The following is a 23,166-nucleotide window of genomic DNA, read 5'->3' as shown; positions in this document are numbered from 1 at the left end:
CACCGGGGCACGCCGCAGGCCGGCTGGAAGCGGGCCCGCGGCTGCGTTCGACGGGTCAGCCGCGATGGATCGCGAGGCCGGCCGGGGCCTGGGCGACCGGCATCATCTCGATCGTGTTGATGTTCACGTGCGCGGGGCGCGTCGCGATCCAGTAGATCGTGTCGGCGATGTCCTCGGCCGTAAGCGGCTGGACGTTCTGGTAGACGTTTGCGGCCTTCGTGTCGTCGCCGCGGAAGCGGACGTTCGAGAATTCCGTGCCGCCGCACAGGCCCGGCTCGATGTCGGTCACGCGCAACGGCGTGCCGATCAGGTCGGCGCGCAGGTTCAGGCTGAATTGTCGGACGAAAGCCTTGGTTGCGCCGTATACGTTCCCGCCCGGGTACGGATAGGTCCCGGCAACCGAACCGAGGTTGAAGATATGGCCGCGGCCGCGCGCGATCATGCCGGGCAGCAACGCGTGCGTGACGGTCACGAGGCCCGAGCAGTTCGTGTCGATCATGGTCTGCCACTCGTCGAGGCTGGCCTTCTGGGCCGGTTCGACACCGAGCGCGAGACCGGCGTTGTTGACGAGCACGTCGAGCGCCGCGAATTCGGCGGGAAGGGCGGTCGGCACGGCTTCGACGGCCGCACGATCGCGCACGTCGAGCTCGAGCGGCAGCAGCGCGTCGCCGAGTTCGGCCGCAAGCGCATCGAGACGATCCTTGCGGCGCGCGGTGGCGACGACGCGGTGGCCGCCCTTGACAAAGGCACGGGCGATGGCGGCGCCGAATCCGGCGGACGCGCCTGTGACGAACACGATCATTGCTGCTCCTGGTCGGTAACAAAGTAGCGGATAGTATCCCGCAAGCCTACTGAGATTGCCGCACCGCGGCAAGGCGGCGAAGCGCGTCGGCACGGGCGCGTAGAGTCTGGCCCCTATTGATTCGGAGCCGCTGCCGCGCGGTTGCCTATTCATGACGCATCCAATACACTAACGCGCTCATCACCCCTGCGTGACTGGCGATAGAACCCTTCGGGTTCAAGGTGGAGCATCCCACCGTGAAGCGCGGGGCACCGTTTTTGCCGTTCGCCTGGGCAGCCGTTGTGCGCCGTTGCGTGCATCGCAGGTGGCTGTCCTGTCTCGCGTCATACGGATTCTTCCGCCACGTCGAGCTGGTCCTGCCAGCAGCGCAATGTACTCGGCCGCCCCGGTCAACCTGTACACACTTAACGGAAACCGTATGTTTGACAGAGCCCAAAGCACCATCGCGAACGTCGATCCCGAAATCTTCGCTGCGATCGAGCAGGAAAACCGCCGCCAGGAAGACCACATCGAGCTGATCGCGTCGGAAAACTACACGAGCCCGGCCGTGATGGCCGCCCAGGGCTCGCAGCTCACGAACAAGTACGCGGAAGGTTATCCGGGCAAGCGCTACTACGGCGGCTGCGAATACGTCGACGTGGTCGAGCAGCTGGCGATCGACCGTGTGAAGCAGCTGTTCGGCGCGGAAGCCGCGAACGTGCAGCCGAACTCGGGTTCGCAGGCGAACCAGGGCGTGTTCTTCGCGATGCTCAAGCCGGGCGACACGATCATGGGCATGAGCCTCGCGCACGGCGGTCACCTGACGCACGGCTCGCCGGTCAACATGTCGGGCAAGTGGTTCAACGTCGTCAGCTACGGCCTGAACGAGCAGGAAGACATCGACTACGACGCTGCCGAGAAGCTGGCTCAGGAACACAAGCCGAAGCTGATCGTCGCAGGCGCGTCGGCATTCGCGCTGAAGATCGACTTCGAGCGTCTCGCGAAGATCGCGAAGTCGGTCGGCGCGTACCTGATGGTCGACATGGCGCACTACGCGGGCCTGATCGCAGCGGGCGTGTATCCGAACCCGGTGCCGCACGCGGACTTCGTGACGACGACCACGCACAAGAGCCTGCGCGGCCCGCGCGGCGGCGTGATCCTGATGAAGTCGGAGTACGAGAAGCCGATCAACTCGGCAATCTTCCCGGGTATCCAGGGCGGCCCGCTGATGCACGTGATCGCGGCGAAGGCCGTGGCGTTCAAGGAAGCGCTGTCGCCGGAATTCAAGGCGTATCAGGAGAAGGTGGTCGAGAACGCACGCGTGCTGGCTGAAACGCTGGTCAAGCGCGGCCTGCGGATCGTGTCGAGCCGTACGGAAAGCCACGTGATGCTGGTCGACCTGCGCGCGAAGAACATCACGGGCAAGGCAGCGGAAGCGGCACTGGGCGCGGCGCACATCACCGTGAACAAGAACGCGATCCCGAACGATCCGGAGAAGCCGTTCGTGACGAGCGGCATCCGTCTGGGTTCGCCGGCGATGACGACGCGCGGCTTCGGCCCGGCGGAAGCCGAGCAGGTCGGCAACCTGATCGCCGACGTGCTCGAGAACCCGGAAGATGCGGCGACGATCGAGCGCGTGCGCGCGCAAGTGGCCGAGCTGACCAAGCGTTTCCCGGTCTATCGCTGATCGACGATGCGCTGCCCGTTCTGCCGGCATGAAGACACGCAGGTCGTCGACTCGCGCGTGTCCGAAGATGGCGCCGCGATTCGTCGGCGCCGTCGCTGCTCGGCTTGCGACAAGCGCTTCACGACGTACGAGCGGGTCGAGCTGAACTTGCCGGCCGTCGTGAAGAAGGACGGCAGCCGCACGGAGTTCGACCGTCGCAAGATCGTCGCCAGCATGCAACTCGCGCTGCGCAAGCGGCCGGTTGCGGCTGACGCGATCGACGCGGCGGTCGCCCGCATCGAATATCAACTGCTCGCGACCGGCGAGCGTGAAGTGCGTAGCGAGAAGCTCGGCGAACTCGTGATGAACGAGTTGCGCGGCCTCGATACGATTGCCTATGTCCGCTTCGCATCGGTATACCGCCGGTTCGAGGACGTCTCCGAATTTGCCGACGTGATCGAAGAGTTCCGTCGCGCGTCCCCCTCCAAGTCTCCACGTAAGCGCTGACGCGCTGCGTTCGTACATCGTCTTCTCCGTAGGTTCGGTTCGCACCGATTGTGTCGGCTGCGATCGCATGTCGCCAGTCGGCCGTTCGGCTAATGGCGTGTGGCCGCTCGCGTCGCTACAGTCGTCGCATCACGTTGACGGAGGGCGATGGCGATGGAACTGCACCCGCGGGTCGTTGAGAACAGCATGCGCTGCTGCGGCGGGTTCACGCTCGTCGAGCTGATGGTCGCGATCGCGCTGGCGGCCGGGATCGGGCTTTACGCAGCCCCCGCTTTCGATCAGTGGCGCATGCGCGAACGCGTCGATGCGCGCTCGCGCGCGCTGCTCGGTGCGCTGTCGTTCGCCCGCACCGAGGCGACGCGTCTCGGCGTGCGCGTCACGTTGTGCCGGGCCGGGCGCGACGGCGACTGCGTGCAGTCCGGCGAACGGTGCGACCCGGCGGAATGGTCGTGCGGCTGGATCGTCAGCGGGCAGTTCGACGGGCAGTCGCGCGTGCTGCGGCGCTATCCGCGCGATGCCGACATTGCCGTCGCGGGCGCGGCGCACGACCTGGCGTTTGCGCCGCCGGCCGGGCAGGTGATCGGCGGGATCCGGCGGTTCGAATTGCGCCCGCAACGGGCGTTGCCGGGTGGGGACGCGGTACGCGTGTCGCGTTGCGTACGGATTGCGGCGGGTGGTCGGGCGCGCGTCGCCGCGGGCCGTTGCGACGCGGCGTGATGCGCATGCCAACGTGGATGCCCACGCGGATGCGCGGCACGTCGCTGCTCGAAGCGGTGCTGGCGATTGCGCTGCTCGCGGCCGTGATGCTGGCGGTGGCCGGCAGCCAGCTCGCGATGGCGCGCGCGCAGCGGGCGACGATCTGGCGTGAACGCGCGCTGTGGCTCGCCGATGCGCGCATCGAACGCCGGCACGCAGCCGCAGGTGCCGACGACGGCATCGAGGCGCTCGCGGCCGCATCGTTGCCGGGCGGCGCGATGACGCTCGACCACGGAGCAGGCGGTGTCCGGTATGTGATCGTTGGCTGGCGCGGCGCCGAGGCGGCGGCGTCGACGCGCTGCGAAGGCGCGGGGGCAGCGGTCGAGCCACCGTCGTGCGTGCGGATTCCGTTTCGGGAGGCCGAGGCCAATGCCAATGAGCGTTGATCGCCGCATTCGCGCGCATACGCTGCTCGAAGTGCTGATCGCGATGACTGTCGGTCTGCTCGTGCTGGCTGCTGCCGGCGCGCTGTACCACGCGCAGCAGGTCGCGCAGCGGCGGGCGGAAGACGGGTTCCGGATGCGCGATGCGGCCGCGACCGCACTGACGCTGATCGGCCAGCAGCTCCGCATGGCAGGGTTCCGGCCGCTCGACGTCGAAGCGTCGCCGTCGTTGCCGCCGGTGTTCGGCTGTTCCGCGGGGCGCGTACGAGGCCACGGCGCGCAGGTGCGGTGCGAAGCCGTGCGCGCAGCGTCGGACGCGGTGCTGATCCGCTATGTCGGTGATGCCGTGTCGACCTGGCCGACGCTCAGCGCTCAGGCATCGGATTGTCTCGGGCAGGGTGTCGGCGCGCCCGGCGGGCGGCCGCTCGTGGAAAACCGTTTCGACGCGCACGTCAGTCCGTCGACGGGCGAGCCGGAGCTGTACTGCGAAGGCAGCGGGCGCCCAGGCACGCCGCAACCCGTCGTGTCCGGGATCGACCAGCTGCGTGTGCGCTACCTGCGTCGCGCAGACGGGCAGTTCGTCGACGCCGAGGCGATGCGCGCCGGCGACTGGCGCGATGTCGTCGCCGTGCATGTATGCGTGCGCGCGCGCGGCGAACCGACCGGCGCGGCGACGGGCCATGTCGATTGCGATGGCCGCACGGTGGTTTCGCATGATGGCCGTGCGCAACTGGTGCTACATCGAATCGTCGCATTGCGGAATTCCGCGTTCGCCGATTCCGGAGGTGAAGTAGCGCATGCATACGAGACGTTCCGATGATCCGCGCAAACAGGCATGCCGGCGAGATCGCGATGCGAATCGAGATGGACCATGCGAGCAAGAGCATCGTGGCGTCCTGCGGCACGCAGCACGCGTCGGGGGCATCGTGCTGAACCGGCGAGAACGGAGCACACGCGTGCTGTCCGCCAACCACGGCTGGCGTCGCGACGCGGGCCTTGCGTTGCCTGCGGTGATCGCGATCGGTGCGGCCGTCGCGGTGCTGACCGGCACATGGTTCGAATCCGCGCTGACGGAATCGCGTCGCACGCGTGCGTTGTCGGATCGGTTGATCGCGTTCCACGCGGCCGATGCTGCGCTGGCCGCCTGTACCGTGCAATTGCTGCGCGGCATGGCGCCGTACATCGAGGAATCCGCCTCGGACGCGAAGCCGAATGCCGAGCCGGACGCGTGGCGGCGCACGCCGGCGCTGGGCGTCGCCGAGGCATTCCCGCCGTTCGCGTCCTGGCCGATGGCGGTCCAGCCGCCGCGTTGCCTCATCGAAGCATGGCGAGGCGTCGGTCCGGCAGGCAGCCGCGCTTACCTCGTCACCGCGCGTGGTGTCGGCGGCCACGCGTCCAGCGTCGTCTGGCTGCAGCGTCAGGTCGCGCTGCGCGACGGCAGCATCGTTGCGCAGCGCTGGCGTCGTGTCGCGGCGGTGCATCCATGACCGGACGAACGCTGCTGCGCCGATCGGCGGCATTCACGTTGCTCGAGCTGATGATCGTGCTCGCGATCGTCGCCGTGCTGGCCGGATGGGGCATCCCGTCGTATCGCGAGCATGTCGCGCGCACGCATCGCGCGTCCGCGGTTGCCGCGCTGTATCGGGCGGCTCAGTATCTCGAAACGCTCGACGGCGCGCCGCCGCAGACGTTGCCGGAAGCATTCCGCCAGGCGCCGCCGGACGGGCAGCCGGTCTATCGCGTGGTGCTGCGGCGCCCGGTCGGCGACGATGTGCCGGTGGTCTACGAGCTCGTCGCGAGCCCGCTCGACACAGGCCCGATGCGCGACGACGCATGCGGGGCATTCACGCTGCGTTCGGACGGAACGAAAGGCAATGCGGGATCGAGCGACGGCGATGCGAACGCACCGGATCCGGCATGCTGGGGCGTGCGTTGATGACGCGCGGGAAACGCGCGGAACACGCGCGACGGCACATGGCCGTGCGCATGTGTCGTGGCGTGTCAGTCGTCGTTCGCAGCGCTGCCGCGCTCGTTGCGCGACTGCTTCCAGATCCGGTAGATCTCCCACGCGGCGAACCCGACGCTGCCCCACTTCAGCGCGGGGCCCGCGCTCGCGCGCAGCAGCGAGCGAACGGGTTTCGCCAGCACGAGCGATGCGAGCGAACTCAGCATCGGATACTGGTTGACGAGCTGGCCGAGGCTCGCGTTCAGGTTCCTCGCGGACTGGCTGAACTTGTTGCTGGAGAGGCCGGGGATCAACACCTTGAGCCAGCTGAAGCGCGTGACGGCCTGGCGCATTTCGGCGGAGGCTTCTGCAAGCTCCAGCCGCTCGACCTCGGATCGCAGGATCAGCAGCTCCTTGCGGAGCGCGCGATGCTGCGACGCGGTCCAGTTCGATCGCGACGAATGGGGGCGGGGTGAATTGCCCGTGACGTTCTGGCTCATGGCGCGTCGGCGAAGTAGGTGAGAGGGGCGAACGCGACTGCGTTCACGGCTTGCCGCGGAACATTTCGCGGTCTTTCTCGAGTTCGTGGAGCGTGGCTTCGAACACCGTCGGCGCATCGCGCAGCCCCGCGCGTGCCTTCAGTGCACACCCGATGCCGCTGACGGCGTACAGCACGGTGATCGCCGCGAGCGACTGCCAGCGATAGGTGTCCCAGAACGCGATCGTAATGAGCACGGTCAGGCTGATGAGCGCCATCGTCGCGAGCATCATCGCCGCGAGCCCGAGGAACAGCACGCCCATCAGGCGTTCCTTCTCCTCGGCGAGTTCGATGCCGACCAGTTCGAGGCGCGTTTGCAGGAGGCCGATTGCGGAGCCGACGAGGCGGCGCAGCGGTCCCTGGCCGGACGGCTGCGGGTGGGTGTCTGTCGTCATGGATAAGGCGCTTGCGCGCGCAGTGAGCGGCTAGGTCAAAGCCAGCCGGTGGCAAACCGCCGGCTGGCTTCGGCACCCATGGGCCGCATGGGCGGCACATGGGGCTAAACGGCGCAGAGCGCGTTACTTGCGGTTGATCAGCAGACCGATCAGCACGCCGACGCCGGCTGCGACGCCGATCGACGTCCACGGATGCTCGTGCACGTAATCGTCGGTCGCGCGCGCGGCCTTCTTGCCTTTCTCGACCACCACGACCTGGACGTCGGTTGCCTTTTCCTTGGCCTGCTTCAGGCGCGACATGGCTTTTTCGCGCAGCTCGGCCGCACGGTCGCCCGTGCTGCTCGCCGCTTGCTTGAGCAGATCCTCGGCGTCCGCGAGAACGGTTTTGATATCCGACATCAGTTTCTCCTTGTTGATTTCCGACATTGCAACTCCCTTCGTGCTGTCATGCTGCAGGTTCACATCGTAGCGAAACGCCTGCCCGCTGGCGAGCGGGGACGACACACTGCGGCAGCGCAAGACTGCATGGTAAACGACTCGTAATCGTCAACAGAGCCGCCAACGGGAAGAAAAGTTTCCTTTGCTGCCGTCCGCCCCGTTCGGCCAACGGGTAAAAATGACAAAAAAGTATGAATATCGAACGTAATAATCGTTCGCATGTCCCATTGCTTCCCGTAAGCTGATGGACTGCCCGCGCCGACAGCGCGCGGTTTCAACCAGCATCGTTCCAGGAGGGAACATCATGGGTCTGCGTCTTGGTGACATCGCACCGGATTTCGAGCAGGAATCGAGCCTGGGCAGTATCAAGTTTCACGAATGGCTCGGCGACGGCTGGGGCGTTTTGTTCTCCCACCCGGCCGACTACACGCCGGTGTGCACGACGGAGCTCGGGCTGACCGCGAAGCTGAAGGGCGAATTCGAGAAACGCAACGTCAAGGTGATCGCGCTGTCGGTCGACGGCGTCGAATCGCACAAGGGCTGGATCAACGACATCAACGAAACGCAGTCGACGGTCGTCGGTTTCCCGATCATCGCCGACGCGGACCGCAAGGTTTCGGAACTGTACGACATGATCCACCCGAACGCGAACGAAACGCTGACGGTGCGCTCGCTGTTCGTGATCGACCCGAACAAGAAGGTGCGGCTCATCATCACCTATCCGGCCAGCACGGGCCGCAACTTCGACGAAGTGCTGCGCGTGATCGACTCGCTGCAGCTGACCGACAACTACAAGGTCGCGACGCCCGGCAACTGGAAGGACGGCGACGACGTCGTGATCGTGCCGTCGCTGCAGGATCCGGACGAGCTGAAGCAGCGCTTCCCGAAGGGCTTCAACGCGGTGCGTCCGTACCTGCGCCTCACGCCGCAGCCGAACAAGTAAGCAGCGGCTGCCGCATCGGCGGCGCGTGACGAACGCGGGCGCCGATGAAAACGGCCCGCCCGGCAGCGATGCCGGGCGGGCCGTGTCGTTTCAGCGCGAACGGTGCGGCGGGCGCTCCGCGTACTGCGCGCGAATGCTCAGAAGAATGCCTGGATGCCCGTCTGCGCGCGGCCGAGGATCAGCGCATGGATGTCGTGCGTGCCTTCGTACGTGTTGACCACTTCGAGGTTCACGAGGTGGCGCGCGACGCCGAATTCGTCCGAGATGCCGTTGCCGCCGAGCATGTCGCGTGCGAGCCGCGCGATGTCGAGCGACTTGCCGCACGAGTTGCGCTTCATGATCGACGTGATCTCGACGGCCGCCGTGCCTTCGTCCTTCATCCGGCCGAGACGCAGCACGCCCTGCAGGCCGAGCGTGATTTCGGTCTGCATGTCGGCGAGCTTCTTCTGGATCAGCTGGTTCGCGGCGAGCGGCCGGCCGAACTGCTGGCGGTCGAGCACGTACTGGCGCGCGGTGTGCCAGCACGATTCGGCCGCGCCGAGCGCGCCCCAGGCGATCCCGTAGCGTGCCGAGTTCAGGCACGTGAACGGGCCGCGCAGGCCGCTCACGTTCGGCATCAGGTTCTCTTCGGGGACGAACACGTCGTCGAGGACGATCTCGCCGGTGATCGACGCGCGCAGTCCGACCTTGCCGTGGATCGTGGGCGCCGACAGGCCCTTCCAGCCCTTCTCGAGGATGAAGCCGCGGATCGCATCCTTGCCGTTTTCTTCCAGCTTTGCCCACACGACGAACACGTCGGCGATCGGCGAGTTGGTGATCCACATCTTCGCGCCGGACAGCGAATAGCCGCCGGGCACCTTCTTCGCGCGCGTGACCATGCTGCCCGGGTCGGAGCCGTGGTTCGGCTCGGTCAGCCCGAAGCAGCCGATCCATTCGCCACTCGCGAGCTTCGGCAGGTATTTCTGCTTTTGCGCGTCCGAGCCGAATTCGTAGATCGGCACCATCACGAGCGACGATTGCACGGACATCATCGAGCGGTAACCGGAATCGACGCGCTCGACCTCGCGCGCGATCAGGCCGTAGCTCACGTAATTGAGGCCGGGGCCGCCGTATTCCTCCGGAATCGTCGGGCCGAGCAGCCCGACTTCACCCATCTCGCGGAAGATCTCGGCGTCGGTGCGTTCATGGCGGAACGCCTCGGTGACGCGCGGCGCGAGCTTGTCCTGCGCATAGGCGTGCGCGGCATCGCGCACCATCCGCTCTTCTTCGGTCAGTTGCTGGTTGAGCAGCAGCGGATCGTCCCAATGAAAAGTTGCAGCGCTCATCGTTTCATCTCCTCGCTTGACTGGAGTTCCGCTCTGCGGAACAATGTTTTGCAAATTGAACCCAGTGTAGCATCAGATGCCGCTTTCAACCATCGACGAAACCACGATCGACGAACGCAAGTTCGTCGTTGCGCTCGCGCGCGGGCTCGACCTGCTGCGCGCATTCCGGCCCGGCGAGACGATGCTGGGCAATCGCGACTTCGCGGAGCGCACCGGGCTGCCGAAGGCGACCGTGAACCGGCTCGCCTATACGCTGACCGTGCTCGGCTACCTGCGCTACGACGAGACGCTCGGAAAGTATGCGCTCGACGCCGGCGTGCTGTCGCTCGGCTACGCGTTGCTGTCCGGCTCGGGCACCATCGATCTCGCGCGGCCGCACATGCAGGCGCTCGCACGAGAGATCGGCGCGGCCGTGTCGCTCGGCTGCCGCGACGGGCTCGACATGATCTATCTGGAAACGATCCGCAGCGAAACCGCGCTGACGCTCGGGCTCGCACCCGGGTCGCGGCTGTCGATGCTGACGAGCTCGATGGGTCGCGCGTACCTGGCCGTGCAGCCGGAGGACGTGCGCCGTGCGCTCTATGCGGATCTGCACCGCGCGGCGGGCGGCGCGGCCGACGCGGATGCGCTCGTGGCTGCCGCGCAGCAAGCGGTGGCCGAATTCTCCGCGGGCGGATGCTGCTATTCGTTCCGCGCGTGGCACATGGACGTGAACGCGGCGGCCGTGCCGTTTCGCGAGCCGCGCGAGGGGCGCTGGCTGATCCTGAGCTGCAGCGGGCCCGCGTCGTCGATGGACGAGGCGGTGTTCCGCACGCAGGTCGGGCCGAAGCTGAAGGCGCTCGCGCAGCGGCTCGGGCAAACGGCCTAAGACGCACACCGCAAGCGGTGCGTCGCCGGGGGCGCGGGAACGGGAGGGGGCGCAGCCGCCCGTTGCGTCGCGGGTGAACCGCATTCATCATCGTTCACCAGCTTCCCGACGACGACGAGGTTCGCGATGTCACACCCGGAAACGATGGAAGGCGGTTGCGCATGCGGTGCGATCCGCTACCGGATCACCGGCATTCCGACCGATGCCGGTTTTTGCCATTGCCGGCTCTGCCAGCGCACGACGGGCGCGGCGGTCGTCGCGTCGGCATCGGTGCCGCTCGACGCGTTCGACTATCTGCAGGGCGAGCCGACGGTCTACGCGTCGAGCACGTGGGGCGAGCGGCGCTTCTGCGGCCGCTGCGGCGCGCAGCTCGAGTACCGGCTGGCCAATGCGGCGACGACCGTGGAAATCAACTATGCAACGCTCGACGAGCCGGCGCGGCTGCGTCCCGCGTGGCACGTCTGGTACGGGGATCGTTTCCCGGGCATCGAGATCGACGACGATCTGCCGAAATACGCCGACGGCGGAAGAGACTAGGCTGCGACCATCAACGGCGACACGGCGGCATCGAGCACGCGAGCGTGTTCGACGCAGGCTCGACCTTTGCGCGTGACGGACAAAGCACCGCGTATCGCGCGGCATCGCGCCACGAGCGACCCTGCGCACCACACCCCGACCCCGCCGCAACACACTTGCTGAACCGAATCCACGATCCGGCGCGACGCTCCCCGCGAGCCGGCTGCTCCCGCTAGCCGGCCGCCACGCCGTCAATCACGCCGGCACGACTTTCGCGAACACCGGCCCCTGCATGAACCGCACGTCGTGCTGGCGCAGCAGCTCGCACTGCGTCTCGTCGACGACGCCGTCGAAAATCAGCGGAATCCGCACGCGCTGCGCATACGCGACCAGCGCCTTCACCATCCCGTCGCGCAGCGCGATGCCCGCATCCATCTTGATGTAGTCGGGCCGCGCCATCTCCGATTCGACCGCGAGGATGCGGCCCGGATCGGGCAGCTTGTCCGCGACCTTGAAGCCGTGATGTTGGTAGCTGCGCGTCAGGTAGCCGAGGAAGGTCTTGTGCGCGACCGCGACCGCCGGCAGCTCGATCACGATCCGCTCGACCGGCAGCCCGAAGCGCTGCAGCACCGACGAGAAATGCTTGCCGTGGTCGTACTTCACGCTCTTGAGCAGCCGTTCGTGCACACGCAGGAACAGCAGCCCGTGGCGCTGCGCGCCGAAGAAGTTGATCGCGTGCAGCGCGCGCGACAACCGGTCGATCGCGACGAGCGCCTGGTCGTCCACGGCCGAGTCGACCGGATCGTGTGCGGCGCCGGTGACGAGCGTGACGGCCTGGAAGCCGAGTTCGTCGCCGTAGCGCTCGATCGCATCGGCGAACGAGGTCGACTGCGGCGCGCCCGGCATCGTCACGTCGTAGATCGGGTCGTACGCACTGGCGAGCGTGCGCTCCGGCAGATTCGCGCACGCGGTGCCGCCGTCGGCGAGCGCAAGGTGTTCCCGTAGATACGGCAGTTGCCCGGCGCGGGCGACCAGCTCGGGAATGTTGGGCGGAATCATCGGCGTAGAACGGAAAAATGGCGGCCGAAAGGGCCGCCTCATGTCTCGATATTAGCAGCGCGCGCCCGGCTCGGCTTGGCGTTTCGCTCATATGGTTATCCCGTCCCCGAGTCGATGGCTAGGGTTTACGTTGATTTCACTATTCGTAATTGGTTTTACTATTCGTAAATCCAAGGATGTGTCGCCGATCAAGAAAAGCGGCGTTCGGGCGCCCGGGAACGGCGCCGTTTCCCGAATCGAATCAACAGGAAGCAAGGAGCGAGACGTGGCGGTTGACTGGAAATGGACGAGCAAGGGCGGGCCGGGGCAGCGGCGGGCGACGGGCAGGGACGGAACGACGCTGCGCGCGCCGGCGTGCGTACGGCAGGGCTGAGGAGCGGATGGCAACCATGAGCATCGATTACCAGACGCTGAAGTTCGACTACCGCCCGCGCGCGACGCGGGCCGCCGGCGATGACGCGGCGATCCACCCGGTGATCGTCGTCGGCGCGGGCCCGGTGGGCCTGTCGGCCGCGATCGACCTCGCGCAGCAGGGCGTGCCGGTCGTGCTGCTCGACGACGACGACACGTTGTCGACGGGTTCGCGCGCGATCTGCTTCGCGAAGCGCACACTCGAGATCTTCGATCGGCTCGGCTGCGGCGAGCGCTTCGTCGACAAGGGCGTGAGCTGGCATGTCGGCAAGGTGTTCCTGCAGGACGAACAACTGTATGCATTCGACCTGCTGCCGGAGGAAGGCCACGCGCGCCCCGCGTTCATCAACCTGCAGCAGTACTACGTCGAAGGCTATCTGGCCGAGCGCGCGCTCGAGTTGCCGAACCTCGACATCCGCTGGAAGCACCAGGTGACGGGCGTCGCGCAGTCGGCGGACCATGCGGCGCTGACCGTCGAGACACCGGAAGGCATCGAGACGCTGCGCGCGCGCTACGTGATCGCGGCCGACGGCTCGCGCAGCCCGATGCGCGCGGCGATGGGGCTCGAGAGCCGCGGCCGCACGTTCAAGGATCGCTTCCTGATCGCCGACGTGAAGATGAAGGCGGAATTCCCGACCGAGCGCTGGTTCTGGTTCGATCCGCCGTTCCACCGCAACCAGTCGGTGCTGCTGCATCGCCAGCCCGACAACGTGTGGCGCATCGACTTCCAGCTCGGCTGGGATGCCGATCCGGTCGCCGAGAAGCAGCCGGAGCGCGTGATCCCGCGTGTGCGTGCGCTGCTCGGGGCGGACGTCGAGTTCGAGCTGGAATGGGTGAGCGTTTATACGTTCCGCTGCCAACGGATGGATACGTTCCGTCACGGCCGCGTGCTGTTCGCGGGCGATTCCGCGCACGGCGTGTCGCCGTTCGGCGCGCGCGGCGCGAACAGCGGCGTGCAGGACGCGGACAACCTCGCATGGAAGCTGAAGCTCGTGCTCGACGGCCGCTCGGACGACCGCCTGCTCGACACCTATGCGAGCGAGCGTGAGTTCGCGGCGGACGAGAACATCCGCCACTCGACGCGCTCGACCGACTTCATCACGCCGAAGAGTGCGGTGTCGCGCGTGTTCCGCGACGCGACGCTGAAGCTCGCGCGCGACTGCGAGTTCGCGCGCAAGCTCGTGAACAGCGGCCGCTTGTCGGTGCCGGCCGTGCTGACCGATTCGCCGCTGAACACGCCGGACCGCACCGGCGACACGTTCGCGTGCGCGATGCGCCCGGGCGCGGCAGCGGCCGATGCGCCGGTGCGCGCGCAGGGCGCAGCGGGCTGGCTGCTGAAGCATCTGGGCGACGGCTTCGCGGGTGTGCTGTTCGGGCTGCCGGGCGACGCCGCCGCGCTCGCGCAGGCGCTCGACGGTCTCGCGCTGCCGGTGCGGCCGGTGCTGATCGTGCCGGCCGGGCACGCGACACCGGTGGCCGGCGTCGACGTCGTGGAGGACGTCGACGGTTTCGCCGCGCAGCGCTACGACGCGAAGCCCGGCACGTTCTATCTGCTGCGCCCCGATCAGCACGTCTGCGCACGGCTGCGTGCGCTCGATCGCCAGGCGATCGCCGACGCACTGGCGCGCGCGACCTGCGCATGCTGAACACCATAACGACACCGGAGACACCCGTCATGCCCCGACTCGACACCCGCCCGCGCCTGGCCGACCCGGACGCGTTCTACGAAGCGCTGATCGACATGCATCGCGACCTGTCCGACGCCGACAGCCAGCTCGTCAACGCGAAGCTGATCCTGCTGCTCGCGAATCAGATCGGCGACGCCGACGTGCTGCGCGAGGCAATGGCGCTCGCGCGCCAGGGCGTGACGCCGCCCGTGCATCCGGCCGCCGAGGTGGCGCAATGAGCGCGGCGCCGGCCGACGCGCGCGTGCTCGAAGTCGAGCATGTGATCGACGAGACCCATCGTCCGGGGTTTCACTGGATGCTGCTCGTGTTGTGCGGCCTGTGCCTCGTGATCGACGGTTTCGATGCGCAGGCGATGGGTTACGTCGCGCCGAGCGTGATCGCCGAATGGGGTGTGCCGAAGCAGGCGCTCGGGCCGGTGTTCAGCGCGAGCCTGTTCGGGATGCTGCTCGGCGCGCTCGGGCTGTCGGTGCTGGCCGACCGGATCGGGCGGCGCCCGGTGCTGATCGGCTCGACGCTGTTCTTCGCGGTGACGATGCTCGCGACGCCGTTCGCGGGCTCGATCCCCGTGCTGATGGCGCTGCGCTTCGTCACGGGTCTCGGCCTCGGCTGCATCATGCCGAACGCGATGGCGCTGGTCGGCGAGTTCAGCCCGGCCGCGCATCGCGTGAAGCGGATGATGATCGTGTCGTGCGGCTTCACGCTCGGCGCCGCGCTCGGCGGCTTCATCAGCGCCGCGCTGATTCCGGCGCTTGGCTGGCGCTCGGTGTTCTTCGTCGGCGGCGCGGTGCCGCTCGTGCTGACGCTCGCGATGCTCGCGCGGCTGCCCGAGTCGCTGCAGTTCCTGGTGCTGAAAGGGCGCGACGCACAGGCGCGCGGCTGGCTTGCCCGCTTCGCGCCGCAGGCCGGCATCGATGCGAACACGCGACTCGTCGTGCGCGAGCGCGCGGCGAGCGGCGCGCCGGTCGCCGAGCTGTTCCGCCATGGCCGCCTGCCGGTCACGCTGCTGCTGTGGGCCATCAGCTTCATGAACCTGATCGACCTGTACTTCCTGTCGAACTGGCTGCCGACCGTGATGCGCGACGCGGGCTATTCGCCGGGCACCGCGGTGATCGTCGGCACGGTGCTGCAGACGGGCGGCGTGATCGGCACGCTGTCGCTCGGCTGGTTCATCGAACGTTACGGCTTCGTGCGCGTGCTGTTCGCATGCTTCGCGTGTGCGGCCGTCGCGGTAGGCCTGATCGGCTCGGTTGCGCATGCGCTGCCGTGGCTGCTGCTCGTCGTGTTCGCGGGGGGCTTCTGCGTGGTCGGCGGGCAGCCGGCCGTGAATGCGCTCGCGGGCCAGTATTACCCGACGTCGCTGCGCTCGACCGGCATCGGCTGGAGCCTCGGCATCGGCCGGATCGGCTCGGTGCTCGGGCCGCTCGTCGGCGGACAACTGATTGCGCTCAACTGGACCAACGGCGCGCTGTTCCATGCGGCCGCGGTGCCCGTGCTGTGCTCGGCGCTGTTCGTGCTGGGACTGGCTGGCGTAACGCGGCGCAGCGGTGCGCAGGCGCCGAACGCTGCCATGAATTCATGAATGGATGGAGAAAGGAAACGATGACGCTTGACCTGTCGAAACCGGCGTCCGCCGGCTACCTGAGCGGTTTCGGAAACGAATTCGCGACCGAGGCGCTGCCCGGCGCGCTGCCGCACGGCCGCAACTCGCCGCAGCGCGCGCCGTACGGGCTGTATGCGGAGCAGCTGTCGGGCACCGCGTTTACCGCGCCGCGCGGCCACAACCGCCGCTCGTGGCTGTACCGGATTCGGCCGGCGGCCGTGCACCGGCCGTTCGAGCCGTTCACGGGCCCGCAGCGGCTCGTGTCGGAATTCGGCGATTCGGCCGACGTGCCGCCGACGCCGCCGAACCAGCTGCGCTGGGATCCGCTGCCGATGCCGGTCGAGCCGACCGATTTCGTCGAAGGGATGGTGACGATGGCCGGCAACGGCTCGGCCGCCGCGATGAACGGCTGCGCGATCCATCTGTATGCGGCGAACCGCTCGATGCAGGACCGCTTCTTCTACAGCGCCGACGGCGAACTGCTGATCGTGCCGCAGCAGGGCCGGCTCTTCATCGCGACCGAATTCGGCCGGCTCGACGTCGAGCCGTTCGAGATCGCGGTGATCCCGCGCGGCGTGCGTTTTTCCGTCGCGCTGCCGGACGGCGACGCGCGCGGCTATCTCTGCGAGAACTTCGGCGCGCAGCTGCGCCTGCCGGACCTCGGCCCGATCGGTTCGAACGGGCTCGCGAATCCGCGCGACTTCCTGACGCCGCAGGCCGCTTACGAGGATCGCGAAGGTGCGTTCGAGCTGGTCGCGAAGCTCAACGGCCGCCTGTGGCGCGCCGACATCGGCCATTCGCCGTTCGACGTCGTCGCGTGGCACGGCAACTACGCGCCGTACAAATACGACCTGCGCCTGTTCAACACGATCGGCTCGATCAGCTTCGACCATCCCGATCCGTCGATCTTCCTCGTGCTGCAGTCGCAGAGCGATACGCCGGGCGTCGACGCGATCGACTTCGTGATCTTCCCGCCGCGCTGGCTCGCGGCCGAGGATACGTTCCGCCCGCCCTGGTTCCACCGCAACGTCGCGAGCGAGTTCATGGGGCTCGTGCACGGCGCGTATGACGCGAAGGCCGAAGGCTTCGTGCCGGGCGGCGCGAGCCTGCACAACTGCATGTCGGGCCACGGGCCCGACGCGGACACGTTCGAGAAGGCGTCGGCGGGCGACACGACGAAGCCGCACAAGGTCGACGCGACGATGGCGTTCATGTTCGAAACCCGCACGCTGATCCGGCCGACGCGCTACGCGCTCGACACCGCGCAGCTGCAGGCCGACTACTTCGAATGCTGGCAAGGCATCAAGAAACACTTCAATCCGGAGCAAAAATGAGCGACACCCAAGACTGGCGCGCGACGCTCGACCCGGCTCGCAAGAGCTGGGTCGAGACGGCGAACGATCCCGCCTGCGATTTCCCGATCCAGAACCTGCCGTTCGGGATCTTCAGCGATGCGAAGCAGGCGGCGCGCCGTGCGGGCGTCGCGCTTGGCGACCAGATCGTCGACCTCGCGGCGCTCGCGCGTGCGGGCCTCGTGACGCTGCCGGCCGGCGCCGACGTGTTCGCCGCGCCGACGCTCAACGCGTTCATCGCGCTCGGCCGCGATGCATGGCGCAGCGTGCGCGTGCAGCTGTCGGCGCTGTTCTCGCAAGACCACGCGCGGTTGCGCGACGATGCTTCGCTGCGCTCGCAAGTGCTGGTCGCGCAGCGCGACGTGACGCTGCACCTGCCGGTCGAGATTCCCGGCTACACTGATTTCTACTCGTCGAAGGAACATGCGACCAACGTCGGTTCGATGTTCCGTGATCCGAAGAATGCGCTGCTGCCGAACTGGTCGGAAATGCCGATCGGCTACAACGGCCGCGCGTCGTCGGTGGTCGTGAGCGGCACGCCGGTGCGGCGCCCGAACGGGCAGCTGAAGCTGCCCGACCAGGAGCGCCCGGTGTTCGGCGCGTGCCGCAAGCTCGACATCGAACTGGAGACGGGCTTCATCGTCGGCCACGGCAATGCACTCGGCGAGCCGATCGCGTGCGAGGATGCCGAAGCGCATATCTTCGGGATGGTGCTGCTGAACGACTGGAGCGCGCGCGACATCCAGCAGTGGGAATACGTGCCGCTCGGCCCGTTCAACGCGAAGACCTTCGCGACGACGATCTCGCCGTGGATCGTCACGCTCGACGCGCTCGAACCGTTCCGCACCGCGCAGCCCGAGCAGTCGCCGCAGCCGCTCGCGTATCTGCAGCATGCTGGCAAGCACGCGTTCGACATCGCGCTCGAAGTGACGCTGCGTGCCGAAGGCGCCGCCGAGGCGACGTCGATCTGCCGCACCAACTTCAAGCACATGTACTGGACGATGGCGCAGCAGCTCGCGCATCACACGGTCGCGGGCTGCAATACGCGGGTTGGCGACCTGATGGGCTCGGGCACGATCAGCGGGCCGACCAAGGATTCGTTCGGCAGCCTGCTCGAACTGACGTGGAACGGCAAGGAACCGCTGGCGCTGAACGGTGGCGGCAGCCGCGCGTTTATCGAGGACGGCGACGAACTCACGCTCGCGGGATGGTGCCAGGGCGACGGCTATCGCGTTGGCTTCGGCGCGTGCGTGGGCAAGATCCTGCCGGCGCGCGGCGCCTGACGGTCTACGGCGCGATACGTCGCGCGTGATCCGCAAGGACAGGGCGGCCCGTATTGCACGGGCCGTTTTCGTTTGGTCGGCGGGTGGCGGCGCGCATGCGCCGATGCGTACCGCTGGGTGAGGCTGCGCGTCAGTGTCAGTGTCAGACCGCCCGCTGCAACGTCGCGCGTCGTTCCCACAGCGCGGCCGCGACGAACGCGGCGACGCAGACGACCAGCACGCCGATCAGCGCGTTGCTGCCCAGTTGCTCCATCAACGCGCCCGCAACCAGCGGGCCGCCGAAGCTCGCGGCGCTCCACGATGCCGACACGAGCGAGCTCGCGGTGACGAGCGCCGCGCCGCGGAAGCGTTCGCCGCACGCGACGAGCGACAGCGTGTAGATGCTGCCGGCCGCCGCGCCGAGCACGAACAGCAGCGGCCAGCACAGCCACGGGTTCGCGATCACGAACGGCAGCAGCGGCAGGCCGGCGAGCACGATCCAGCCGGCGCCGAGGTGCACGCGTTCGCGGCCGAGCTTGTCTGCGAGCCAGCCGATCGGGAATTGCATCGCGGTGTCGCCGAACAGCATGATCGACGCGAGCAGCACGGCGGTCGCGCTGGCGACGCCGTGATCCATCGCGTAGAGCGGCAGCAGCGACAGCGCGAGCGTATCGAACAGCGCGAAGAAGCCGGTGCCGATGATCAGCGCGGGCATGCGCGGCAGCAAGGCGAGCCAGCTGTCGTGTGCCTCGTGATGCGCGTCGTCGCCGGCGAGCGGGGCGCGCCGGATCGTCGCGAGCGTCGGCAGCGCGAGCAGGAACAGCGCGCCGCACAGCGCGAAGCGGATGCTCGTCGCGCCCGCGATCTGGCTGACGAGCACGGGGCCGGCCATCTGGAACAGCGTGAAATTGGTCGCGTAGATCGCGACCACGCGGCCGCGCGTCGAATCGTCGGCGAGCTGGTTGACCCACGCCTCGCCGATCGTGAACAGCAGCATCAGCGCGGCGCCGCACAGCACGCGCAGCACGCCCCACACGAGCAGGTTCGACGTGAACTGCATCAGCGCGGTGGCCGCGGCGAGCAGCACGACCGACACGACGATCGCGCGGCGCGCGCCGATGCGCCGCGCGAGCGCGGTGACGAACGGGACGATCGCGAGGCCGCCGAGGGCCTGCGCGGCCGTCAGCATGCCGACGACGTTGGTGCCGTGCCCGGCCTCGGTCAGCGCGAGCGCGGTGAGCGGCATGGTGGCGCCGGTGCCGAGACCGACCACCGCGACGCTCAGGATCAGCGCGAGGAAATCACGATTGAGAATGGCTTTCATCGGCCGCGATGCTACACCGCGGGCCTTGAAAGGTCCATGAAGGCCATCAGGATCGAATGGAGTTGCGCACGCAACGAATGCTGCGGCGCGCGGCCGGGCTGCCGCGCGTCATACGTATCCGGTCGGCCCGCTCACCGGTCGGCGTTCGAGCGACGCCGACCACAGCGTGAGCGCGAGCGCCGCGACGGCCATCGCGGCACCGACCCACGGCAGGTTCACGAGCGACATGCCGGAGCCGATCGCCATCCCGCCGAGCCACGCACCGGTCGCGTTGCCGAGGTTGAACGCGCCCTGGTTCAGCGTCGACGCGAGGTTCGGCGCATCGCTCGCGCGATCGACGATCAGGATCTGCAGCGGCGGTACGATCGCGAACGCGAGGATGCCCCACACGAAAATCGTCGCGAGCATGGCGAACGGCAGGTGCATCGTGCCGGCGAGCAGCGCGAGCACGACGCCGATCAGCGCGAGCGTCGCGATCAGCGACGGCATCCGGCGCCAGTCGGCGAGCTTGCCGCCGAGCGTGCCGCCGACGGTCAGGCCGAGGCCGAACAGCAGCAGCACGTAGGTGACCTGGCGCGGCGAGAAGCCCGTCACGTCCTCGAGGATCGGCGTGATGTAGGTGAACACGCTGAACAGGCTCGCGGACGCGAGCACGCTGATGCCGAGCACCATCAGCACCTGCGGATGCTTCAGCACGCTGAATTCGCGCGTGATGCTGGTGTCGGGCATCGCGAGGTTCTTCGGCAGGCACACCGCGAGCGCGGCGGCCGCGGCGATGCCGATGCCGGTGACGGCCCAGAACGTCGCGCGCCAGCCGTAGGCCTGGCCGAGCGCGGTGCCGAGCGGTACGCCGAGCACGTTCGCGAGCGTGAGGCCGGTGAACATCAGCGCGATCGCCTGCGCGCGGCGGTTCGGCGCGACGAGGTTGCTCGCGACCACCGAGCCGATCCCGAAGAACGCGCCGTGGCAGAACGCGGTGACGACCCGCGCGGCCATCAGCACCATGTAGCCGGGCGCGATCGCGCAGAACAGGTTGCCTGCGATGAACAGCCCGATCAGGCCCATCAGCGCACGCTTGCGCGGCATCTTCGCGGTGACGATCGCGAGGATCGGCGCACCGATCGTCACGCCGAGCGCATAGCCCGACACGAGCATCCCGGCGGCCGGGATCGACACGCCGAGATCGCGGGCGACGTTGGGCAGCAGGCCCATGATCACGAACTCGGTGGTACCGATTCCAAATGCGGCGACGGCAAGGGCGAAAAGAGGTAAGGGCATCGCGGTGGGCCAGGGGAAAAGGCCGCTGCCCAAGGCCGGCGCAGGATGCGCGGGACGGGCGGGCGGAGAGGCGTCAGCCGCGATTCTACTTCAGTGAAAACCCCTATGCTCGGGGCCAAAACGACTGTTGCCGGCGTGCGACGGGGCGGCGGGCGGGGGGGGCCACAGTGTGGGATTCAGGGCTGTCGGGCCGCGGTTCGGTCGAGTATGTCGGGTCGGAACGATACCGCGCGCCGTTCGCCCGGCTAGCGTTCGGGAGCGGCCGCGGTCGGTGCCGGGTCGGCAATGTCGTCGGCCGCAGCGGCCTCGGGCGACGGCGACGATCCGGCAGCGGCGGCGGTCGCGGCCGCCGCGCAATCGGAGGAAGCCGCCGCCGGCGCGTCCCAGCCGTTTTCGAACAGACACGCTTCGATCGGCATCCGCGCGGCCCAGCGTTCCGCTTCGAGCATCGGCTTCGCGTAGAACGCGTCGACATGCCCGACGCACAGCACCGCGATCGGCTTGGCGCCGGCCGGCATGCCGAGCAGCGTGCGCAACGCGTCGACGTCGAACAGCGACACCCAGCCCATCCCAAGCCCTTCGGCGCGCGCGGCGAGCCACATGTTCTGGATCGCGCAGGCGGCGGACGCGAGGTCCATTTCCGGCAGCGTGCGGCGGCCGAATACGTGGCGCTCGCGGTCGTCGGTCAGCGCGACGACCAGCAACTCGCCGCATTCGCGCACGCCTTCGACCTTCAGCCGCATGAATTCGTCCTGCCGTTCGCCGAGCGCGTCGGCGGTCGCGCGCCGCTCGGCTTCCACCAGCGCGTGGATCGCGGTGCGCAGCGCGGGATCGGTGATGCGGATGAAGCGCCACGGCTGCATGAAGCCGACGCTCGGCGCGTGGTGCGCGGCGCGCAGCAGCCGCGCGAGCGTGGCCGGATCGACGGGCGCCGGCGTGAAGTGGCGCATGTCGCGCCGTTCGAAGATGGCGCGGTAGACCGCGGCAATGGCGGAGTCGTCGAAACGCATGAGCGGCAGAAGCGAGGGGAGGTCGGCGCAACGATAGCAGACGATGCGCGCGCGGCGTTACATCAGTCGAAACAAAATGACGGATCGTTGACGGATCGCGTGCGCCGGACGCCGCGGGTCAGCGACCCGACGTGACGACGTTGGTCGGCGTTCCCGCGTGCCATGCCTCGATGTTCAGCAGCGTCGTGTGCGCGATCTCGGCGAGCGCCTCGCGCGTAAAGAACGCCTGGTGCGACGTGACGATCACGTTCGGGAACGTCAGCAGGCGCGCGAGCACGTCGTCCTGCAGTGGCAGGTCGGAGTGATCCTCGAAGAACAGCCCGCTTTCCTCCTCGTACACGTCGAGCCCGAGATGGCCGAGCTGGCCGCTCTTGAGCGCGTCGACCAGCGCCTGCGCGTCGACGAGGCCGCCGCGGCCGGTGTTGATCAGCATCGCGCCGTGCTTCATCTGCGCGAGCGACTGCGCGTTGATCAGATGGTGCGTCGACGGCAGCAGCGGGCAGTGCAGGCTGACGATGTCGGCGTGGTGCAGCAGCTCGTCGAGCTCGACGTAGCGCGCGCCGTATGCGATCAGCTCGTCGTCGTACGGCGGCTTCGAGTGCGCGAGCACGTGCATGCCGAAACCCATCATGATCTTCGCGAACACGCGGCCGATCAGGCCGGTGCCGATCACGCCGACGGTCTTGCCGTGCAGGTCGAAGCCGAGCAGGCCGTTCAGCGAGAAGTCGCCTTCGCGGGTGCGCGCGACGGCGCGCGGCAGCCGGCGGTTGAGCGCGAGGATCAGCGCGACCGCGTGCTCGGCGACCGCATGTGGCGAATAGGCGGGCACGCGCACGACCGCGATGCCGAGCCGCTCGGCGGCGGCCAGGTCGACGTGGTTGAAGCCGGCCGAGCGCAGCGCGATCAGGCGCGTGCCGCCGTCGGCGAGCCGTTCGAGCACGGCCGCGTCGACGGTGTCGTTGACGAACGGGCAGACGACCTCATAGCCGTGCGCGAGGATCGCGGTTTCCGCGTCGAGGTGCGACGGCTGGAAGTGCAGCCGATAGCCGAAGTGCCGGTTGGCGGCAGTAAATGATTCGTCGTCGTATTGCCGGCTGCTGAACAGGATCACGCGCACGCTG

General features: G+C 68.0%; 25 protein-coding genes and 1 riboswitch. Of the genes, 15 read left to right on the top strand and 10 right to left on the bottom strand.

The genetic code is table 11. The annotated features are described in order from the left end of the window. Nucleotides 1–55 precede the first annotated feature (55 nt). Entirely contained in the window at nucleotides 56–802 is a 747-nt protein-coding gene (locus GEM_RS13575) for an SDR family oxidoreductase (protein WP_014897964.1), read from the bottom strand. 180 nt (nucleotides 803–982) lie between these two features. Then, nucleotides 983–1,083, top strand: a riboswitch (ZMP/ZTP riboswitch). A gap of 137 nt (nucleotides 1,084–1,220) precedes the next feature. Here GEM_RS13575 and glyA point away from each other — a divergent pair. The 7 genes from glyA (at nucleotide 1,221) to GEM_RS13540 (ending at nucleotide 6,029) form a co-directional block, all read left to right on the top strand. Next, a complete protein-coding gene (gene glyA, locus GEM_RS13570; RefSeq protein WP_041490547.1) occupies nucleotides 1,221–2,468 on the top strand; it encodes a serine hydroxymethyltransferase in 1,248 nt (415 codons plus the stop codon). Nucleotides 2,469–2,474: 6 nt separating this feature from the next. After that, nucleotides 2,475–2,954: a transcriptional regulator NrdR gene (gene nrdR / locus GEM_RS13565; protein ID WP_014897962.1), complete on the top strand. Its 480-nt coding sequence runs from the start codon at nucleotides 2,475–2,477 to the stop codon at nucleotides 2,952–2,954. A gap of 153 nt (nucleotides 2,955–3,107) precedes the next feature. Continuing rightward, nucleotides 3,108–3,671, top strand: coding sequence for a GspH/FimT family pseudopilin (locus GEM_RS13560; RefSeq protein ID WP_014897961.1), 564 nt, complete (start codon nucleotides 3,108–3,110; stop codon nucleotides 3,669–3,671). After that, entirely contained in the window at nucleotides 3,671–4,096 is a 426-nt protein-coding gene (locus tag GEM_RS13555; RefSeq protein ID WP_014897960.1) for a hypothetical protein, read from the top strand. The genes GEM_RS13560 and GEM_RS13555 overlap by 1 nt, the downstream gene beginning before the upstream one ends. After that, nucleotides 4,080–4,913, top strand: coding sequence for a type IV pillus assembly protein (locus GEM_RS13550; RefSeq protein ID WP_014897959.1), 834 nt, complete (start codon nucleotides 4,080–4,082; stop codon nucleotides 4,911–4,913). Before GEM_RS13555 ends, GEM_RS13550 begins: the two co-directional genes overlap by 17 nt. Nucleotides 4,914–5,106: 193 nt before the next feature. Further along, on the top strand, nucleotides 5,107–5,580 hold the full coding sequence (locus GEM_RS13545) for a pilus assembly protein (RefSeq protein WP_041490690.1): 474 nt from the start codon (nucleotides 5,107–5,109) through the stop codon (nucleotides 5,578–5,580). Further along, nucleotides 5,577–6,029: a type IV pilin protein gene (locus tag GEM_RS13540; protein ID WP_014897956.1), complete on the top strand. Its 453-nt coding sequence runs from the start codon at nucleotides 5,577–5,579 to the stop codon at nucleotides 6,027–6,029. The genes GEM_RS13545 and GEM_RS13540 overlap by 4 nt, the downstream gene beginning before the upstream one ends. A 65-nt stretch (nucleotides 6,030–6,094) precedes the next feature. On the opposite strand, the gene GEM_RS13535 is transcribed toward GEM_RS13540, so the two are convergent. The 3 genes from GEM_RS13535 to GEM_RS13525 all read right to left on the bottom strand — a co-directional run bounded on the left by GEM_RS13535 (nucleotide 6,095) and on the right by GEM_RS13525 (nucleotide 7,397). Further along, complete coding sequence (locus GEM_RS13535) at nucleotides 6,095–6,538, bottom strand: DUF3318 domain-containing protein (protein ID WP_014897955.1); 444 nt, start codon at nucleotides 6,536–6,538, stop codon at nucleotides 6,095–6,097. A gap of 43 nt (nucleotides 6,539–6,581) precedes the next feature. Then, a complete protein-coding gene (locus GEM_RS13530; RefSeq protein WP_014897954.1) occupies nucleotides 6,582–6,971 on the bottom strand; it encodes a phage holin family protein in 390 nt (129 codons plus the stop codon). A 123-nt stretch (nucleotides 6,972–7,094) separates the two neighbouring features. Further along, nucleotides 7,095–7,397: a DUF883 family protein gene (locus GEM_RS13525; RefSeq protein WP_006754606.1), complete on the bottom strand. Its 303-nt coding sequence runs from the start codon at nucleotides 7,395–7,397 to the stop codon at nucleotides 7,095–7,097. 316 nt (nucleotides 7,398–7,713) lie between these two features. Between GEM_RS13525 and GEM_RS13520 the strand changes: the two genes are divergently transcribed. Further along, nucleotides 7,714–8,352 (top strand): peroxiredoxin, encoded by a 639-nt coding sequence (locus GEM_RS13520; protein ID WP_014897953.1) that lies wholly within the window; start codon nucleotides 7,714–7,716, stop codon nucleotides 8,350–8,352. A gap of 137 nt (nucleotides 8,353–8,489) precedes the next feature. On the opposite strand, the gene GEM_RS13515 is transcribed toward GEM_RS13520, so the two are convergent. Next, on the bottom strand, nucleotides 8,490–9,677 hold the full coding sequence (locus tag GEM_RS13515; protein WP_014897952.1) for an acyl-CoA dehydrogenase: 1,188 nt from the start codon (nucleotides 9,675–9,677) through the stop codon (nucleotides 8,490–8,492). A gap of 76 nt (nucleotides 9,678–9,753) precedes the next feature. On the opposite strand from GEM_RS13515, the gene GEM_RS13510 reads away from it, so the two are divergent. Next, nucleotides 9,754–10,545 carry an IclR family transcriptional regulator gene (locus GEM_RS13510; protein ID WP_014897951.1) on the top strand — a complete coding sequence of 264 codons (792 nt, stop codon included), beginning with the start codon at nucleotides 9,754–9,756 and terminating at the stop codon, nucleotides 10,543–10,545. 126 nt (nucleotides 10,546–10,671) lie between these two features. Continuing rightward, on the top strand, nucleotides 10,672–11,082 hold the full coding sequence (locus GEM_RS13505; protein ID WP_014897950.1) for a GFA family protein: 411 nt from the start codon (nucleotides 10,672–10,674) through the stop codon (nucleotides 11,080–11,082). 234 nt (nucleotides 11,083–11,316) lie between these two features. Here GEM_RS13505 and GEM_RS13500 read toward each other — a convergent pair whose 3' ends face one another. Continuing rightward, nucleotides 11,317–12,120, bottom strand: a complete 804-nt coding sequence (locus tag GEM_RS13500; RefSeq protein ID WP_014897949.1) for an EAL domain-containing protein — start codon at nucleotides 12,118–12,120, stop codon at nucleotides 11,317–11,319. Nucleotides 12,121–12,500: 380 nt separating this feature from the next. Between GEM_RS13500 and GEM_RS13495 the strand changes: the two genes are divergently transcribed. Genes GEM_RS13495 through fahA form a run of 5 tightly spaced genes read left to right on the top strand, consistent with a single transcriptional unit; the run spans nucleotide 12,501 to nucleotide 18,454 of the window. Further along, on the top strand, nucleotides 12,501–14,177 hold the full coding sequence (locus GEM_RS13495; RefSeq protein ID WP_014897948.1) for an FAD-dependent oxidoreductase: 1,677 nt from the start codon (nucleotides 12,501–12,503) through the stop codon (nucleotides 14,175–14,177). A 29-nt stretch (nucleotides 14,178–14,206) separates the two neighbouring features. Next, a complete protein-coding gene (locus tag GEM_RS13490) occupies nucleotides 14,207–14,437 on the top strand; it encodes a DUF2783 domain-containing protein (protein WP_014897947.1) in 231 nt (76 codons plus the stop codon). Next, entirely contained in the window at nucleotides 14,434–15,798 is a 1,365-nt protein-coding gene (locus GEM_RS13485) for an MFS transporter (RefSeq protein WP_014897946.1), read from the top strand. The genes GEM_RS13490 and GEM_RS13485 overlap by 4 nt, the downstream gene beginning before the upstream one ends. A gap of 20 nt (nucleotides 15,799–15,818) precedes the next feature. Continuing rightward, nucleotides 15,819–17,153 (top strand): homogentisate 1,2-dioxygenase, encoded by a 1,335-nt coding sequence (gene hmgA / locus GEM_RS13480; RefSeq protein ID WP_014897945.1) that lies wholly within the window; start codon nucleotides 15,819–15,821, stop codon nucleotides 17,151–17,153. Beyond that, entirely contained in the window at nucleotides 17,150–18,454 is a 1,305-nt protein-coding gene (fahA, locus tag GEM_RS13475) for a fumarylacetoacetase (protein ID WP_014897944.1), read from the top strand. The genes hmgA and fahA overlap by 4 nt, the downstream gene beginning before the upstream one ends. A 142-nt stretch (nucleotides 18,455–18,596) precedes the next feature. Here the strand turns inward: fahA and GEM_RS13470 are convergent, their stop codons facing one another. The 4 genes from GEM_RS13470 to GEM_RS13455 form a co-directional block, all read right to left on the bottom strand. Then, entirely contained in the window at nucleotides 18,597–19,757 is a 1,161-nt protein-coding gene (locus GEM_RS13470) for an MFS transporter (protein WP_014897943.1), read from the bottom strand. 108 nt (nucleotides 19,758–19,865) lie between these two features. Continuing rightward, a complete protein-coding gene (locus tag GEM_RS13465; RefSeq protein WP_041490544.1) occupies nucleotides 19,866–21,035 on the bottom strand; it encodes an MFS transporter in 1,170 nt (389 codons plus the stop codon). A gap of 245 nt (nucleotides 21,036–21,280) precedes the next feature. Then, nucleotides 21,281–22,045 carry a 5,6-dimethylbenzimidazole synthase gene (gene bluB / locus GEM_RS13460; protein ID WP_014897941.1) on the bottom strand — a complete coding sequence of 255 codons (765 nt, stop codon included), beginning with the start codon at nucleotides 22,043–22,045 and terminating at the stop codon, nucleotides 21,281–21,283. Nucleotides 22,046–22,163: 118 nt separating this feature from the next. Beyond that, a complete protein-coding gene (locus tag GEM_RS13455; RefSeq protein ID WP_014897940.1) occupies nucleotides 22,164–23,162 on the bottom strand; it encodes a 2-hydroxyacid dehydrogenase in 999 nt (332 codons plus the stop codon). Between the last annotated feature and the right edge of the window lie 4 nt (nucleotides 23,163–23,166).

The sequence above is a fragment of the Burkholderia cepacia GG4 genome, assembly GCF_000292915.1.
In the GTDB taxonomy this organism is placed as follows: Bacteria; Pseudomonadota; Gammaproteobacteria; order Burkholderiales; family Burkholderiaceae; genus Burkholderia; species Burkholderia cepacia_D.
Note: the sequence above shows the minus strand (reverse complement) of the source record. Positions and strands in the feature narration are given on the sequence as shown.